We start from the raw sequence: 15,456 nt of genomic DNA on the forward strand, positions 1-15,456 counted from the left end.
CGATAGCCGAATTGATCGACGAGAAATACGGTGTCGGAGAGATCGTATTTCTCGTTAAGTCGATGCAGAAACGCAGCTGCCGGATCGGTTCCGTGCCGACCAAACAACGCGACATCGAGAATCAGCTTCGTTTCGGTGTCTATTGCAGCGTATAACCAAGACCACTCGCCGTTGATCTTGACAGCGGTCTCGTCAACCGCGACCCGCTTCGGCTGCGCCTCAGGCGGGTCGTGTCCGCTGTCAGCCAGCCGATGTACCCAGTTCCAGACTGCTCCGTGAGAGCGCTCAATGCCTAATTCAGCGAGAATCGTTGTTGTCTCCCGAAGAGAACAACCGGTCTGATGGAGACGGACGGCGAACGCCCTGACGGGCGTCGCCGTCCGCTCGTTCTCCCAAGACTCTTCCAAATTCGCGTCGTAGCTCTCGCTGAGCAGGTCTGCGAGCATTAGTCCAAATTAACTCAACGACCTGCTCACTTCTCAAACTGGCTCAACTAGACAGTGCCTTACATCTCTTCTTATCCTATTAACAATATATATGCGGTTTTTATTCCAACCCGAAAACTGGATCAGGGGCCGTCCGTGAGAGAGAAAAGAAAGCCATCGTCTGTTCCAATGTACAATCGCTCATCTGCAGATACAGGTCTTGAATCTGCATTACTACCAAGATCAAATTCTCCCTCTCGAGCACCACTCTCTGGATCTAATACATAGACAGTAGTCTGATTAGAAAAGACACAAAGATACTCGTCAAGAAGAGCAGGACTAGTTGAGATTAGATTTCCTGTATCAAATCGCCATTCTTCTTCTCCCGTTTCCTGATCAAATGCAAATAGATACCCCTCGTGATTCCCAGCATAAACGAGACCATTTGAAACGAGAGGATTATGCTCAATAGACTGTCCAGAATCAACCTCCCACTCTATGCTTCCCGAATCTATATCGATGGCGTAGATATGTCGATCCATCCCTGCAGCGAACAGGACGCCATTTGATGCTGTTAGAGACGGATATGCATCTAATTCGGTTTCAACCAGCCAGCGCTCATTAGTAGTGGCCAAATCAAACGCTCGGACTCCATTCCGCATGCCCGCAATGAGGAGTTCTTCAGTATCGATAGACATTAGCGAGTTGATTTGTCCAGCACGATTAGAACCCTCGAGACGGTCTTGCTCAACCCCTGTTTCGGCATCTATCAGATAGATTTCACCCGAATTTTCGGTTGCGTAGACCGTTCCATCTTTAACTACTGGTGAAGCCCGTGTCCGCCCATTGGTCTCAAATCGCCACTCTTCCTCTCCTGACTCCGCATCAAATGCATAGAGATACCCTTCGTTGCTTCCAATGTAGAGTAATTCATCGCCAAGAGAGGGTCCTGCATCAAATCCCTGCTCTGTTCTATACGACCATTCCTCTGCGCCATTCTCTACATTCAATGCGTAGAGCGTATTTGATTGGTGACCGCTGCTAGTGTAGACTAGCTCGCTCCCAACGGCCGGTGTGTTCGTGCTACCACCCGTCTCAAACGCCCACTCTTGTGTTAGATGAGTTTCAGCCTCATTATCATCCGAGCGGGTCTCTTGAGTCTCATCTTCAGCTTGTTCAATCTCATCTGATGAGGAGTCCGCGTCTGGGTCGTCTGAACATCCAGCAATCCCGATAATACCTACAGTTGAGGCAATACATTCTCTCCGGTTACAGTTCATAGTGAGTGTTTGTTCCGTCTGCCATAAAATAGGAGTGGCCAATTTGACTCTATTATTATCAACTAATTTGTCTATCGAACTGCGTAGCGATCCCTCTTCACCTAGATGAGTTCAGTAGCCTCTGTGCCCTGTTTCGATTTCAGTATGGTTGTGTCATTGGTTTCTTATAACTTATTACAACCAGTAGTTGGACTACAATACATACTTTAGAGTCTGTAATAACAAAAGTATAATGTGATATTACCATAGATAGATAGCTATGGCTGCTGAGTCAACTGCTTCCGGGGAAGGACAGGAACCTGTAGGTTCAGATACTGCTTATTGTACGGACTGTGGAACTGAGTTGGATCCATCAAAGGACTACTGTGGAGAATGTGGTGCAGCACAAAGCAAGGCACAGAGTCAGAACGACTTTTTAGCAACCTTCGATGATTTGCTCGACCAAGAAACTGAGCCGAAAGTCGCAATGGGTGGTGCAGGCGTTGCGATTGTCGGCTCGTTTCTCCCTTGGGCATCTATCCTTGGACAGAGTGTTTTAGGAATTGATGGTGATGGGATTCTTACGTTACTTATTGGAATTGGTGTTCTTGCTCTAGTCTACACACAAGAGTGGAAAGAGAAGGCAATTTACGGAACGATCGCCGGCGGGGCCCTCATAACGGTCATTCCACTCTTTGCGCTCTCTAGCATTTCGGCATTTGGTGTCTACGTAACCTTGCTAGGCGGAGCTGCGGTTCTCGTAGCAGGGATAAGTGGATACCGGACTCTCTAGCTAACTGTATTCTGAGCTTTCGCTTTTCAAGACCACAGATGGTGTGCAGTTAGGGCTATAGACAAATCCTGAATCACACTCTATCAATCCTGAAGCTCGATTTACTCAGGTAGACACTGCAGCATCAAAATTCAATAGAGGGTATTAGTGGAACGTTCTCTATAGGTTCTCGAGACGTGACTCGATCTCTTCAGCTGCCTCGAGAGCTAGACTATTGTTCGGCTCAGCACCGAACCCTTGGATCTCCATTGCGCCAGTAACCACAACGGCATTACTCCCATGATAGCAGATTACCCCCATCGAAGAGATCTCGCCTCGAACTGCTGTGTCGCCGATATCTGGATCCTCTGGATTGACCATCTGACTTCGGCCATAGTCCTCGACTGCTTCCTCTGCCTCGTCTTCATCGTCAACGATCGCAATCATAGCGAGTGCCATTGCGTCTTCGTCCCCGGAAACAAACATGGCATCAGCATCAGGGACTTCGTCTCGGTCAAAGGTCCACTCATAGCCATCACCGTCATCCTCAGCCGGTTCCCCATCATCCATCGATTCTTCAGACCAATCGTCGCCGAAGAAGGATGCCTCGAGCATGACTTCCTGTTCGTCCCCTTCTTCGAATTCTGGTCCAAGAAAGCCATCTACGCTCGAGGTACAGCCTGCTAGTCCTACCGTTGCTAATCCACTCACACCAGTGATCGCCTTTCGACGTGTAATCTCCACCATTCTTTCGATCATCCCCCTAATGGGGACGCGATTCGCCTGCTATGATACAGGATACTGCACCGGGGATCCGGGCCGAATCGCAATCGAAGTGTTAGTATTCGAGTACAATACCAATGGCGATGGCTTTCAGCGAACTCAATAGGTAAGAAACCAATTGATGGCAAGCCACAATATTATTCACATAGTGATAGCTTCGATTACAAGGGATCGCAAGGCTACTCTTCAAAATCGGACGCAGTCTTGTCGTTCTGGACAGACTGCTCGAGGTTCACGACGGTAATCACAAACTCGAGAAGTACGCTGTTCTCTGTTAACCAACTCTCGGGTGGATTATATCTCCTTGTTGGTTAAGGACTTTCGCTGGTGTGATCAGTAGACTGCCACCTGAGTAGCAATGCTGTCAAGACCCCGAGTATCTTGCTTCGGACTGCTCGAGGACGATCTCGAATCTAAGAACAGTTTTGTAGGAAAAGTCAAGTATCTGTAGTTTAAATCACATGATATGCGACCGACACGTCGCGCGTTACTGTGCGCCGGGGGAATAGCAGTCTGCGCAGGGTGTGCAGCAGAAAGTGAGGAAGATGTCGATAACGGTGTTGTTCTAGAGGAGGACAGCATTGAAGCAACTTGTGAGGAATCAGTTGATCTCGCAGAAGGTCAGACAGTTACCGCAGCGATATCTGGTCTCAACGATGGGGATCGGGTCCTGTTCACAGTTGGAGATGGAACTGGATTCGTTCATCGCGAACACATCTATGAGGACGGAACAGACGAATACGAGGTCGAAGAAAGTGGGCAACACTCGATTCAAACCATCCCTGAACGCCACGAGAGTCCGATGAACGAGGACGTTATCGTTGACGTAGAGATTGATATTAGCGACCCATGACTCCTACTGGCTTACTGTAGGTGCCGTAGGGGTTGTGTTTTGCTCAAGGACCTCCACTGTCTGAGAGTGGGTTGTCTCAAGTAGAGCTGTTAGCACATGAGTGCAGTCTTATCCCCATATTAGCCTTCGTGGACCGTCCAGAGGAATAAAACTACAGAATCTATAGAAAATCCAAAATGGGAGATCGGGTATCGGTATCACACATTAGTCGTAGGAGACCATATCCAGAATCAACTCCAGATACTCCTTTTCGGAAATATCGCCGTCATTGTAGTCCTGAGCCCAGTCTGGAAATATAGTATATCCGCCGAGGTCGCTTCCTTGGCTATCCATGAAGATCACATGGAAGTACTCAGATTCATACCCGGAGTCAACAAGTGCAGCATATGAAAGGGCGATAATTCGAACTTCCTCTTGATCTATCTGCTCCGTAGAGGTCGGTGAATAGTAATCAAGAAACACATGATCCCCTCCATCTAAATATGAGACATGGATATCATTTTGTTCTAATTCGGATTCAAGATCATCTAACGAGTCTATATCATCGTCCTCGCCGGCGGCACCAAACACAACCGACCAAATTACGAACCCAAATACCAAAGCTATGCCTCCAGATTTCACACCCCCGTTTGGATCAATTCCAGGAACCTTTGCAAGCTTCTCAGCTGCGCTCCAGTAGTTCTTCCCAACAACAACGCCGAGTATCACTGGAAAAAGAAGAATTGAGATGAGTGCGCCCAAGAAGTACCCGTACCCCACTAACAGATTTCGTACCGTTGACCCGGGCACCATTCCCGGCGTTTTTTTGGTGAGAGACATATCCTTTCCTTCAGAAGAGTTGTTGTAAGAGTTTCGGATATTACCGATTGACGCCTATATCTACTAAGAAGGGTTCATCGGAGTTGCTGTTATCTAACGAGAGTACTATTTATCATCCAAGTAGCTCTAGCTACAAAGACGGAAAATGGCAAAAAGTAGCGTTCTCTTGTGCTTCCTAATGCGGTAGCGTAGACTATCACAGCCGCTAGATCGATTCTGCTGCTGAAGTCGTCCGTGACAGAGCAGCTATGTCGCCGGACTAGACAGCCAATCTAAGCCGTCCGTAACCTCGAGAAGAGGAGTGAACGCTTAGTCAGACTCGAGTATTTTCTCGAGGTCCTCTTCCAAGATCTCCTGGCCGCAATGCGGACACTGATCGATCTTTCCTCGAGCAGCCTCGATAAACCCAGAGGCAAGGATCGATGCCGGCAGTGCAAAGAGTCCAATTCCGGTGACAGCGATTACCGCTCCGAGTACCTGACCTATTGGAGTGACTGGTGTGACGTCACCATATCCGACCGTTGTCAGCGTGATCACGCCCCACCAGAGCGACGCAGGGATCGATGAGAATTCCTCTGGCTGCGCACCGCGTTCAGCGAAGTACATCAGACTCGAGGACATCAGCAGAATAATCGTTCCGACAACCGAGGTGATAACCAATTCTTCTCGTTTGAGTTGGAGCACTCTGACGAAGAGTTGAATGGACTCCGAGTAGCGTGCCAGTTTGAACAGCCGCAGGAATCGAAGCAAGCGCAGTGCTCGGAGGAATCGGAGGTCGAGAATTGCTCCGAAGAAGAACGGCAGAATGGCTAGGAGGTCGATGATCATGTACGGAGAAAACGCATATCGCAGTCGTCCCCATATTGGATGTTGATAGTCCGGATGTTCTGTTGCCGCCCAGAGTCGGCTGATGTATTCGATTGAGAAGATTGCGACCGAGATCGCTTCGAACCAGAGGAATTTCGTCGCGTATGAGGCGTAGAGTGAGTCGACGGTCTCGAGCATGACCGCAATGACGTTCAGGACGATCAGCCCCATGATGAGGTGGTCAATGTGGCCCCCTGTTCGGCCACCAGCACCTACTTTGAATAGTCCATGCACCCAACTACGGGTCTCCCGGTATCCCATGGAAATCACTGGCAGTAGATTTGTGATAGACTTATCGACATACACGCTGATTTGAATGACTCGAGGTTGAGTGGGGGATCTCGAGTGAGGTTCGACGTGGCGGTGGTTCTGTGCTGGAATAGATTCTGCGGCGTCGGTGAGTTGGTCCACTTCGGGTCGACAAGAGGGTTATTTCGACGCTGCAAACGACTGCAGCATGGTTAGGTGGTTATGACCCTATCATCGATATGTCGCTACAGAGCGTTTTACCCCAAGATCGCGTCTGTGGCGATGTTTCCACCTCTCCCCACTCCCCACTACCATACCGGCTAAGATACAGTGCAGGTCGCTTTCCTTTGATACCTCAAGTGGTCTCTCGATACGACAATGCCGAGTCTCTGGACGATACGTGGTTGGTAGGGCCAACGTTTGAGAAATCCTATACGAGGCCACCAGTAGAGTGGGTCACAGGAGTCGTTCTCTCGTGATTCTCAACTTGGTAGCGTAGCCCCCGCTGTTGTAGGGGGTCGTGGTTTCTCATCAAAGCCGGAGCCACTGTTGGGTGATGCAGACGACAACATTCAAGCATGACGTGATTGTCACGGCGTTGAGCGGGTTAAGTTACGAGTTTGAGTGCATCGATCCGGAGGTAAGTCGAGTGGCATGGGATCTGGCCGTCGCGATCGCCTCGAGCGAAAGCTCACTGCGACAAACCAACGCCAAGATGAGATCACGGAGATAGTCGGGCACGTTGAGGAGCAGCGAGAACTCAAGCGCTATCGTGAACGCCGCGAACGTATGGTCGATCAAGCTGGCGTCCTCACTTGGTGAAATGATGGCTCACCGGCGTCCCTGTCGACGGCGGCCGTGGCGACGACGTCGAGCTCGAGGAGTGATCCGACTTAACCAACGATCGGGGTGTCTATCGGCCGGTGTTGGTTAAGGTCATGGAAGCCATAGGGACTTTTCCGAGCGGCGTCAGTAGATCGGTCCATGAGCAATGACGTCGAGACCTACGACTGTCCATCCCCCGACTGCTCAAGGACGATCGGGGCAAGAGAAGAGTTCACCGAGCACATAAATACCGAGCACGCCGGCGAGTACCAACGCGACGACTGGCCGGATACGGAGGCCGGGCGGCAGGCTCGGCGTGATCGCGACGAGAGTACGGACACGGGCGACGAGTAACCGGTGCTCGAGCAGGGAGGCTATAGGTTTATATCTGAAGCTGAGGCCAGCGCCAGCGATGCCTTTGAATAATTGCGAGAACGACCTGCTGATTGCCGTCGCACTGACGCGGTTCTCGGTCGATTACGAGCAAGTAGATCCGGAACTCGCTGAGCACGCCTGGCAGTTGGCCGCTGATCGCTTGTTCAAGCACGGTCTCGAATCCGAGGAGGCAGTGCGAGAGTTGCTGTTGTAAGCTGAGTGAGAGACCAAACGAATTCTCGAGTTGCCCGCTGCAGACAAGGTTGACTCTTCAGCGAACGACGAGCGATATATCGGCCATACTACCGGTTTATTCGGTAGGGTCTAGATGGCGGGTTTGATGGTGCTGGGATCAAGGACTACTACAAAAATCCGTTACGTCTCCGGTACCTGAAGCTGGATCGGTTGTAAGAAGACAGTTCGATTAAGAGCCAAGCGTCTATTCTATCCTCATCATTACAAAAATCTCTTTTCTTCACGTTCATCTCCAATTTCTTCGATATCTAGTGTGTCCGCTCGTGTCGTTGTATAAACGAGAACCTGCTCACCACTGTTTACAAACGTCTGAAGCCATGATAGCACGCGTTCGTACTCGCTTTGTGTGAGATGGCCATCGAATACACTGTTCTGTCGCCAGTCAAGCCAGCGTCGAAGATAGTTACAAATTTCCTGTGTTCGGCCAGCCCGCACATCGTATACGATAACAACAAACATACTATCGCACTGTCGTCGGTCGGTACGTTTCAAGACCGAGGACGTGTTTCGATACCTGATAACACTCAGTTCGAATCCAACGTCGCCATGAAATCGACCTCCTAATACTTGGATGCTTTCGGGTCTCAGATAATCTCTTGTCGAACGCATGGCGTAGCACGCGCTTCCCATCGTCGGTCAATAGGACTGCCCGTCCTTCACTCTTGAAATTAGTCGGCTTCAATTGCCCTTGCCTCGTAAGCGAAAGGAGCAACCGATCAGCAAGGAGTGGTTTGAAGATTTCCGCGATATCGAGGCTCAAACTGTATCGTCTCTCATGTGGTTCGTGGAGAAAACTAATTGTCTGGCTGAGTCGAGTATGATAGAGTTCTGTGACCACTGAAGCGTAGACGAGCGCATTCAGGTAACTCATTGCACTATTTGCAGGGTCTTCTGGAGGCTGTCGAGTACGATGTGGGAACGAGAAATCATCAGGGAGACAGTGATCGATACAACGATAATACAACTCTCGTACGGACCCTTCAAGTTGCATGAGTTCTGGAATTGTTGTTGGTTCATCGACTTGCGCTACTTTTCTTGAAAGCTTTCTGGTACTACCACAATTCTCATCACAGTATCGTTGCAGATTAAGACGCATATTTTCGAGAGCCCCTTTTACAAACCGACCGGCAAGATCTCGTCTTGCTCCCTCATCTAAATACGCTCGTGCCTGCTCGATATGGCATTTTCCTGATAGGATTGGGCGTGGTGGAAGGAACGTTCCTCGATACGCTCCATTATAGCTGAAAATATGAAGAGCAATATTATTCTCTGCGAGTAGGTCGAATACACCAATTGTTACAGAAACCCCCTCTCCAGCGAAGATATCGTAGATTTTCTTTACCGGGAGTGGTGTTCGTTTATCGTCTCGGACAAAATAGAGCGTGTGACTATCGCGTTCGAGACGTCCCACTGACGAGAGATAATAACGTTCTTTCATGGAAACCTCACGCGAAACAGAATTCTCGCATACTACATTTCCGGCACGCTGGTATTCGTTCCGGTGATGGGCATTCATCACTAACTGCTGACAATATTTCAGCCGTTGCCTCCTCGTACTCTACCGCTGTTTTATCCGTCCATTTGATTGTCACAACGGTATTTTCACGCGGATAACGTAATTTACCGATAAGTTCTCTATCAGATCCGTTAGATTGCGCTTCTGCGAGCAACGATAGATAGTGAAGTAACTGAAGACGGTCTGCCTCTTGATACGTTGAAGACCGCTTTATTTCGCTAATTTCTATTGTCTGTTCATCTGGGTGTCGTATAAGATCGAATTTACTTGTGCCGACTGCAACATTGTCGTCTCGGCTGTACGCCGTTTCTGAGAGGATCTTTCCGAGTTTGACAAATTCATTTTCTTGTGCGTAGAGGATTCGATGATGATGATACCAAAGTTTTGTCGAACAGATTCCATAGTAATGATAGTGCTCTCCGGTAAGTGAGCGAGGCATAGCTCTATGCCAACGATCGAAGTATTAGTTATTCGGGTGCTGAGAGGGGGTTTATATTAGATAGCAGAATAGAGAGGTTGAACATTGAACCCAGTTTTTGTCGTGGTTACTAGATTTGGCGGTAGTCGATGGGAAACGTGCCTGGTACAGCGTAGACAGGGTGAGTCAGCGATTTCACGAATATTTATCCCTGTACGAGGTGTTTGGATAGATGTTGGTCGTAATCGGACCTACGACGGATTGAAAGGCAGCGATTCGAAGACAGTCGGTGAGTCCTCGCCGGTCGTAATCGGACCTACGACGGATTGAAAGTGATGATCACATAAGCGCCGTGCTCTTCGATGTACTCGTCGTAATCGGACCTACGACGGATTGAAAGATCCAACACTACGGCGCCCTGCCGGGGAGTGACCGGTCGTAATCGGACCTACGACGGATTGAAAGTCGTGTCCTCGCGATCAAGCGCAGTGAGATGACGTGTCGTAATCGGACCTACGACGGATTGAAAGAAGTCGGCCAGCGAAACGTCGTCCACCCCGAAGAGGGTCGTAATCGGACCGACGACGGATTGAAAGAAGTCGGCCAGCGAAACGTCGTCCACCCCGAAGAGGGTCGTAATCGGACCGACGACGGATTGAAAGAAACACCGGAAGCTACTGAAAGACCTCTACGACCCGTGTCGTAATCGGACCTACGACGGATTGAAAGAGTTTGAACGCGACCTTCAGGCAGCGTTCCTTGAGCGTCGTAATCGGACCTACGACGGATTGAAAGTCGAACGTCTCATGCACCTCGATACGGGCGCCGCTCGTCGTAATCGGACCTACGACGGATTGAAAGTTTGATATGGATGGTATCACAGAGCGATTTGGAGAAGGTCGTAATCGGACCTACGACGGATTGAAAGTACTCTTCAGGTGGCTTCGACAGTCCACTGCGCTCACGTCGTAATCGGACCTACGACGGATTGAAAGTAATCACGGAGTCGGAACTCGACGATCGGCACGGCGTGTCGTAATCGGACCTACGACGGATTGAAAGGATGCAGCATCGCCAGTGTTCTCGACGATGGCCTCGTCGTAATCGGACCGACGACGGATTGAAAGTTGACCCACGCCGCCACTCGAGAGTCGTACTCGCCGGTCGTAATCGGACCGACGACGGATTGAAAGATGTCACGCAGCGACTTGAACTCGTATAGGTGTGCGGTCGTAATCGGACCGACGACGGATTGAAAGGAACTCGACTGTGACGAAATCATCAACGACCGCTAGTCGTAATCGGACCGACGACGGATTGAAAGACTTCGTAGTCCTCCCAGACTCCTACAACGACGCGTCGTAATCGGACCGACGACGGATTGAAAGGTGTTATCCTCTTGGTCTTTCACAGAAACCGTCGGGTCGTAATCGGACCTACGACGGATTGAAAGAGATGGACTTCGAGGAGTAACCGACTCATAAAGTGCAATCGTAATTGGACCTACGATGGATCGAATAGATGGGAGTCGCTCTTCTGAAGTAGATTGTTGGTAGCGATGTGGAACCAGTCCGGGGAATGAAAGAGTGGCCGCTCAGCAGTGAATACGATGTCCTGGCTGCTCCACGACCATGGTCACTGTAATCGGGAAATCGCAAGAGAGCTGTCCACCAACAATGTGCTTCTCAAGAGCGTATGGGCGTTTGGGATGTATTCGAAGAGATCGTGATCGGATCCACAACAGATTGAAAATTCACGTTCAATACCTTACTGGCGAACTCAAGTAGGAGTCGTAATCGGGCCTAAGACGAACCTATCATAAATATAATATTATCTAACACCGCCTGTAAAAATCCCAAATTATATTCAGTAGTCCCGCTTTGAGGGGTCCGTCGTCGGGTCTTCCCGCGGATTCTGTATACCTTCCTCATATGAGTAGTCTAAATCGACTTCCGAAAGGAAAACTCGAGGGCAGTCGGGAAACACTTGAGACATACGACATGGAATGTCTTTTTCTAGAATCCAATATGCTGGAATGTCAATACTGTACTCGTCGATGGCCTCGCATAATGCCTCGTGGCACGAGGTATAATGGTCTACCTCTAGACCACATGTTCCGGTACATTCGTGAGCATCGAAAGTCTGCCAGAGTTCACTAAACGGGACCGATACACCCAAATTGTCATGTAGATCATACAAGCATGCGACAACTGAAAGTCGGTTATGTGTCTGGCTTCGAAACTCCATTCCCCCATTTTCCCACCGGGCCTTCCCATAGAGTAGATCCGCAGCAGCATGGCTACAGAACATGTTATCTCGAACTTGGAGCTCATATATCGAGTACGCCTCGGCCATCCATTGCCGAGCATTATCGAAAGAATATGCAGTCGCATCCTGGAGTGCGCCACGGGTTGCCAGCAGAAGGCTCCACTCAGGCGTGTCTCGACTTGTCGCATAGGGATACCATGCACTTGAAGTCTCATCGAAGTACGTATGGCAGGTATAGCTGTGGTCAGAATCGTGGCCTACACAATCGATACACTCGCACTCTACTGTGTCTGGCTGATTCCCTCGACGGTGAAGGCGGCCTGCGCGCTGAATAACTGCGTCCATTGGCGCAAGATCGGTGTGAAGCGTATCGACGCTGATGTCGAGTGAAAGTTCACAGACCTGCGTACAAACGAGAATGCGTCGCTCGTCGCTCGGTACGTCACCCGGTTCGAAGTCGTCTCGTACCTCCTCCTCTTTCGCACGGCGGTCGTACGAAGGGAACTCGCTACTGTAGTACGTGACGGACACATCAGAAGGAGTGTCTTCAGCGAGTTTTTTCGCAAGGCTCTGGGCTCCCCGAACAGTGTTTTTTACGACCATCGCTGTCCGAGCCGTATCCTCTTCTAAGGAGTTAACAACGACTTCAGCGGTTAGTTCGTGGTCGTGATGTTCGACCCGATACGGCACATGATTCTTACGGGGGTCGTATATAGTCGTAGACGGGGCAAGTGCATCTTTGAGTTCCGGGGGGCACGTCGCAGTCATGACGTACCATGGCATCTGGTTAGTGTCGAAAGACTCGACTGCGCCCGTGATCTTTTGAAGCAATTGCTGGTCGTAGGCGTGGACTTCGTCGAAGACAACCGCCGCACGTCGGAGATTACCGCGCGCAATATCTGAGTGTTTATCGTTGTTAACGAGCGTGGCGAGCAGGTGGTCTACTGTGCATATTGTAATCGGTTGCTGGAACCATTTACAGCGGCGTGGATACTCATTTACGGTTGCAAGTTCCGTCTCATCGGAGAGTGTATTCGTGTAGATTCGCTCGCTGGTACTGTGATAAAGTGCAACAGTATTCGGATCGGCATGGTCGTCAGTAATTGCGTGGAAAAGATTGTTTGAAGTTGTCCGTGTCGGCATCGCAATAACGAGTCTATCGGCGTTCCCGATCTGACACTGGGCAGCACCCCACTGGAGTGCAGTATGAGTCTTTCCTGCACCACAGCTTGCGAGACCAAATAGTTGATTGGACGGTCCTGTATCTTCAACATGGTCGGCGACGGACTGCTGGAACGGGCGGAGGTCGTCATAGAACGCTATCTTCTCGTCGGTGAGTCGCTGCGGGAGCGGAGCAGGTGGGCCATCCTTTGACTTGCTACTCGCGTGATGATCGGCTTGAATGAGTGCACTCCGGAGAACCGTGGTGAGCGAACCAATAGCGTGTGACTGCCCAGGCGACTCAGACAAATGACGAACTCTTTTGACAAACTTCCTAAATTCAGGTATCACTTGGGCAGTATCGACCTCGAGAGCCCAGTTCTCGAAGGCTACTATCTCGCCGAGATTTCTGAATAGCAAGTCACAGTTCTGTGCGTCAACAAGATTTGCGTTTGGACGCTGGCTTTCTACCGAAATGGGTGTGTGATGATGGAGAACAGCGAGGATAACCGCAGCTCTTTCGACACTACCAAGTGATACATCTAGAACGGGAACGCGATTACTCGAGCGTGTGAGCACGAATGCGACAAGGGCGCTTCGCGCGCTATGGTGCGGGAGAGTAACGTTTTCTCCAGTGTCGATAGCCTGTTGGCAGACGGTTTGCCAATCGGGATGTGCTTTCCCGGTATCGTGGAGCAGACCTGCAAGGTAGCCGAGTTCTTGTATCCGTGTCTTTGTGACTTCAGCCGGGTAGACTGCCCGCTCAACTGCTGGTGAATTGAGTGCCTCGCTTGTCGCGTTGGCAACATCCTTAAGATGTGAATCGAGGGGCGTCGGCGGACTACTCTTAGCGTAGAACGTATCTCGGAGTCCGTTTCCTTCGGGCTTACTCATCAATGAATACGAAGGGGCCGTCCTTGTCAAGTTCGTTTTCAAGTGTGTTGTACGAGCCGACGGTTCCACCGTAGGTGACTAATTGTACCTCTGCTGGACGAGCACTGTATGACCCCAATCGCTCTGTTCGGACTGGGAGCATCACTGGATCGTCACCGTCGCCGTTCGGCACCATTACATCCTCGAGGACCTGTTCATCGTGATGTATTGTGAAGCGTGTTTCCGTCACATCTCGTATGTCTACAAGGTTGTCCGATCGGCCGAGGTACAGCAGACGCTCGGGATTGCGGAACGCGTCCGCAATTGCACTACATCGTTCTGCGCTGCCTGTAATATAGATACGAAAGGTCGGGAACAGCAACGTCTCTTCTTCTACAGGGTATGAAATATATTTTTTATTATCGCTGTTCCGAGCGACCTTTTTACGGGTTCGAAGATCTCGCTTCGATACTGGATCCTCAATAACTCTGATTCCGATAGCCGTCTCTGTCTCGAACTCCTCACGAAACGCTTGTTCTTTTTCGACAGCGTCCTTCTCCATCGTCCGACTATGGCTTGATCCTTGTCCAAGGAGTGAGGGACGGCCCCATGCTGCATAGAGGAGTCCACGAATTGTCGTCAATGGTGGGACAGGATACGATGGCAAATCGTTCATCGCTCCGGCGTTTGTGAACGTACATTCGACTGGGACATCAAACGTAGCCGCGATAACAGTACGACTATCGACGGAGTTGTCCTCTGTTGAGCGATTCGATTCCGTGCTCGTCATATTAGTCGAGAGTAGCTTTGAGTTTATCGTAGCACGCGCTCACAGAGTCACAGACCTCGACATTGTCGTGACTCTCAGCAGCGTCGAAGAACTCGTCCCAGTTGTTCATCACGGTCGGATTATGTGTTCCAGCAACCCAAACTTCCCCATCATCGTGGGTCAGATCGTTCAGCACCGATTCGAACGCAGAGATATTGAGGTTGCCCTCTTCGATGTGAAGTGCATTTGTGACACGTTGAGAGTAGGTGTCACTTGCAGTAGCAACGACGGTGTCAGGCATGAAGTCAGCCATATGTCGTGCTTGTCCTGCGAGGCCGGACGCATTCTGGAGACCTGAGAGAAGGTGTCGAATCCGAGCATTCCGGTCCTCGGCGATCGTCTCGAGTTCGCGTTCGTAGCGATGGCCCACCTCTTCATCGTCATCGAAAATTTCGCGTTCTCGTTGACCAACGCTCTCACAATCCAGCATCCACGCACCCTTATAGACATTGTCAGTGAGTTCGCGGTAGCCGATTTTGTTCTCTGGACCGTTCGATTCTTCGTTATCGTCCTTTTTTCGAGATCCACCCGGAGCGTACTGGAGGATCATGTCGGTAGTTACTTCGGCGTCATACTGGCCGACAAGCGGTGTCACCCGAAGCGGTGAGACACGTTTGCTCGGTGTCGGCTCTTCGAGGTCTGTATTCATGTACCCGAAGAGATCACAGAGAACACAATCTTCGAGTTCTCCGCATGCGTCCGCTGACGTACAGTTCACGTTCTCGTGAGTGGACTCTTGCACGGCCTCTCGGATCGCATGTCGGTACGCCTGTCCAGAGATGTACGGACGGTTCCCATACATTTTCAGATCCGAAAGTTGCTTACTGCCTTCGCCTGCGTTGTGGTTGCCGAGCTGTGCATGCGTCAGGTAGGACATTCCGAGTGCGGTTTGGGTCATTTGGGTCATGG

15 protein-coding genes and 1 CRISPR repeat array are annotated in these 15,456 nt (G+C 50.4%); of the genes, 4 read left to right on the forward strand and 11 right to left on the reverse strand.

Annotated features, from left to right (window positions below; all coding sequences use genetic code 11):
* Positions 1-446: IS6 family transposase (locus C491_RS13235; RefSeq protein WP_005557111.1), on the reverse strand; the 446-nt coding region annotated here is incomplete at its 3' end.
* 122 nt (positions 447-568) lie between these two features.
* On the reverse strand, positions 569-1,705 hold the full coding sequence (locus tag C491_RS21595) for an outer membrane protein assembly factor BamB family protein (protein WP_005557113.1): 1,137 nt from the start codon (positions 1,703-1,705) through the stop codon (positions 569-571).
* Between the two features lie 259 nt (positions 1,706-1,964).
* Here C491_RS21595 and C491_RS22490 point away from each other — a divergent pair, with 259 nt between their 5' ends.
* Positions 1,965-2,477, forward strand: a complete 513-nt coding sequence (locus C491_RS22490; protein WP_152421322.1) for a zinc ribbon domain-containing protein — start codon at positions 1,965-1,967, stop codon at positions 2,475-2,477.
* A 159-nt stretch (positions 2,478-2,636) separates the two neighbouring features.
* Here C491_RS22490 and C491_RS13240 read toward each other — a convergent pair whose 3' ends face one another.
* Entirely contained in the window at positions 2,637-3,203 is a 567-nt protein-coding gene (locus C491_RS13240; protein ID WP_241431314.1) for a hypothetical protein, read from the reverse strand.
* A 502-nt stretch (positions 3,204-3,705) separates the two neighbouring features.
* On the opposite strand from C491_RS13240, the gene C491_RS22495 reads away from it, so the two are divergent.
* Positions 3,706-4,092 carry a hypothetical protein gene (locus tag C491_RS22495; RefSeq protein ID WP_152421323.1) on the forward strand — a complete coding sequence of 129 codons (387 nt, stop codon included), beginning with the start codon at positions 3,706-3,708 and terminating at the stop codon, positions 4,090-4,092.
* A gap of 204 nt (positions 4,093-4,296) precedes the next feature.
* Here C491_RS22495 and C491_RS13250 read toward each other — a convergent pair whose 3' ends face one another.
* On the reverse strand, positions 4,297-4,911 hold the full coding sequence (locus C491_RS13250) for a hypothetical protein (RefSeq protein WP_152421324.1): 615 nt from the start codon (positions 4,909-4,911) through the stop codon (positions 4,297-4,299).
* A 309-nt stretch (positions 4,912-5,220) separates the two neighbouring features.
* Positions 5,221-6,039, reverse strand: coding sequence for an ion transporter (locus C491_RS13255; RefSeq protein WP_049891907.1), 819 nt, complete (start codon positions 6,037-6,039; stop codon positions 5,221-5,223).
* A 972-nt stretch (positions 6,040-7,011) separates the two neighbouring features.
* Between C491_RS13255 and C491_RS13260 the strand changes: the two genes are divergently transcribed.
* The gene (locus C491_RS13260) at positions 7,012-7,206 is read left to right on the forward strand and encodes a hypothetical protein (protein WP_005557121.1); all 195 of its coding nucleotides are present in this window, start codon (positions 7,012-7,014) and stop codon (positions 7,204-7,206) included.
* Between the two features lie 58 nt (positions 7,207-7,264).
* The gene (locus tag C491_RS23280; protein WP_005557122.1) at positions 7,265-7,441 is read left to right on the forward strand and encodes a hypothetical protein; all 177 of its coding nucleotides are present in this window, start codon (positions 7,265-7,267) and stop codon (positions 7,439-7,441) included.
* 242 nt (positions 7,442-7,683) lie between these two features.
* Here the strand turns inward: C491_RS23280 and C491_RS24210 are convergent, their stop codons facing one another.
* The 6 genes from C491_RS24210 to cas7i form a co-directional block, all read right to left on the reverse strand.
* On the reverse strand, positions 7,684-7,941 hold the full coding sequence (locus tag C491_RS24210) for a CRISPR-associated endonuclease Cas2 (protein WP_005557124.1): 258 nt from the start codon (positions 7,939-7,941) through the stop codon (positions 7,684-7,686).
* Position 7,942: 1 nt separating this feature from the next.
* Positions 7,943-8,998, reverse strand: coding sequence for a type I-B CRISPR-associated endonuclease Cas1b (gene cas1b, locus C491_RS24215; protein ID WP_083909320.1), 1,056 nt, complete (start codon positions 8,996-8,998; stop codon positions 7,943-7,945).
* Positions 8,928-9,437 (reverse strand): Dna2/Cas4 domain-containing protein, encoded by a 510-nt coding sequence (locus C491_RS24220; protein WP_005557128.1) that lies wholly within the window; start codon positions 9,435-9,437, stop codon positions 8,928-8,930. Before C491_RS24220 ends, cas1b begins: the two co-directional genes overlap by 71 nt.
* Before the next feature lie 217 nt (positions 9,438-9,654).
* Positions 9,655-10,936: direct repeats of the CRISPR family, unit length 30 nt; unit sequence GTCGTAATCGGACCTACGACGGATTGAAAG.
* 346 nt (positions 10,937-11,282) lie between these two features.
* The gene (locus C491_RS21615; RefSeq protein ID WP_083909321.1) at positions 11,283-13,739 is read right to left on the reverse strand and encodes a CRISPR-associated helicase/endonuclease Cas3; all 2,457 of its coding nucleotides are present in this window, start codon (positions 13,737-13,739) and stop codon (positions 11,283-11,285) included.
* On the reverse strand, positions 13,732-14,508 hold the full coding sequence (gene cas5, locus C491_RS13270; RefSeq protein WP_083909322.1) for a CRISPR-associated protein Cas5: 777 nt from the start codon (positions 14,506-14,508) through the stop codon (positions 13,732-13,734). Before cas5 ends, C491_RS21615 begins: the two co-directional genes overlap by 8 nt.
* A 1-nt stretch (position 14,509) precedes the next feature.
* Entirely contained in the window at positions 14,510-15,454 is a 945-nt protein-coding gene (gene cas7i / locus C491_RS13275; protein ID WP_005557132.1) for a type I-B CRISPR-associated protein Cas7/Cst2/DevR, read from the reverse strand.
* Between the last annotated feature and the right edge of the window lie 2 nt (positions 15,455-15,456).

The organism is Natronococcus amylolyticus DSM 10524 (assembly GCF_000337675.1).
Lineage (GTDB): Archaea > Halobacteriota > Halobacteria > Halobacteriales > Natrialbaceae > Natronococcus > Natronococcus amylolyticus.

What these genes read in the sequence shown, in the direction of transcription:
- cas7i (WP_005557132.1), bottom strand. Translation starts at nt 15,454, where the DNA reads ATGACCCAAATGACCCAAACCGCACTCGGAATGTCCTACCTGACGCAT.
- cas5 (WP_083909322.1), bottom strand. Translation starts at nt 14,508, where the DNA reads ATGACGAGCACGGAATCGAATCGCTCAACAGAGGACAACTCCGTCGAT.
- C491_RS23280 (WP_005557122.1), top strand. Translation starts at nt 7,265, where the DNA reads ATGCCTTTGAATAATTGCGAGAACGACCTGCTGATTGCCGTCGCACTG.
- C491_RS22490 (WP_152421322.1), top strand. Translation starts at nt 1,965, where the DNA reads ATGGCTGCTGAGTCAACTGCTTCCGGGGAAGGACAGGAACCTGTAGGT.
- C491_RS24220 (WP_005557128.1), bottom strand. Translation starts at nt 9,437, where the DNA reads ATGCCTCGCTCACTTACCGGAGAGCACTATCATTACTATGGAATCTGT.
- C491_RS13240 (WP_241431314.1), bottom strand. Translation starts at nt 3,203, where the DNA reads ATGGTGGAGATTACACGTCGAAAGGCGATCACTGGTGTGAGTGGATTA.
- C491_RS13250 (WP_152421324.1), bottom strand. Translation starts at nt 4,911, where the DNA reads ATGTCTCTCACCAAAAAAACGCCGGGAATGGTGCCCGGGTCAACGGTA.
- C491_RS22495 (WP_152421323.1), top strand. Translation starts at nt 3,706, where the DNA reads ATGCGACCGACACGTCGCGCGTTACTGTGCGCCGGGGGAATAGCAGTC.
- cas1b (WP_083909320.1), bottom strand. Translation starts at nt 8,998, where the DNA reads ATGAATGCCCATCACCGGAACGAATACCAGCGTGCCGGAAATGTAGTA.
- C491_RS24210 (WP_005557124.1), bottom strand. Translation starts at nt 7,941, where the DNA reads ATGTTTGTTGTTATCGTATACGATGTGCGGGCTGGCCGAACACAGGAA.
- C491_RS21595 (WP_005557113.1), bottom strand. Translation starts at nt 1,705, where the DNA reads ATGAACTGTAACCGGAGAGAATGTATTGCCTCAACTGTAGGTATTATC.
- C491_RS21615 (WP_083909321.1), bottom strand. Translation starts at nt 13,739, where the DNA reads ATGAGTAAGCCCGAAGGAAACGGACTCCGAGATACGTTCTACGCTAAG.
- C491_RS13260 (WP_005557121.1), top strand. Translation starts at nt 7,012, where the DNA reads ATGAGCAATGACGTCGAGACCTACGACTGTCCATCCCCCGACTGCTCA.
- C491_RS13255 (WP_049891907.1), bottom strand. Translation starts at nt 6,039, where the DNA reads ATGGGATACCGGGAGACCCGTAGTTGGGTGCATGGACTATTCAAAGTA.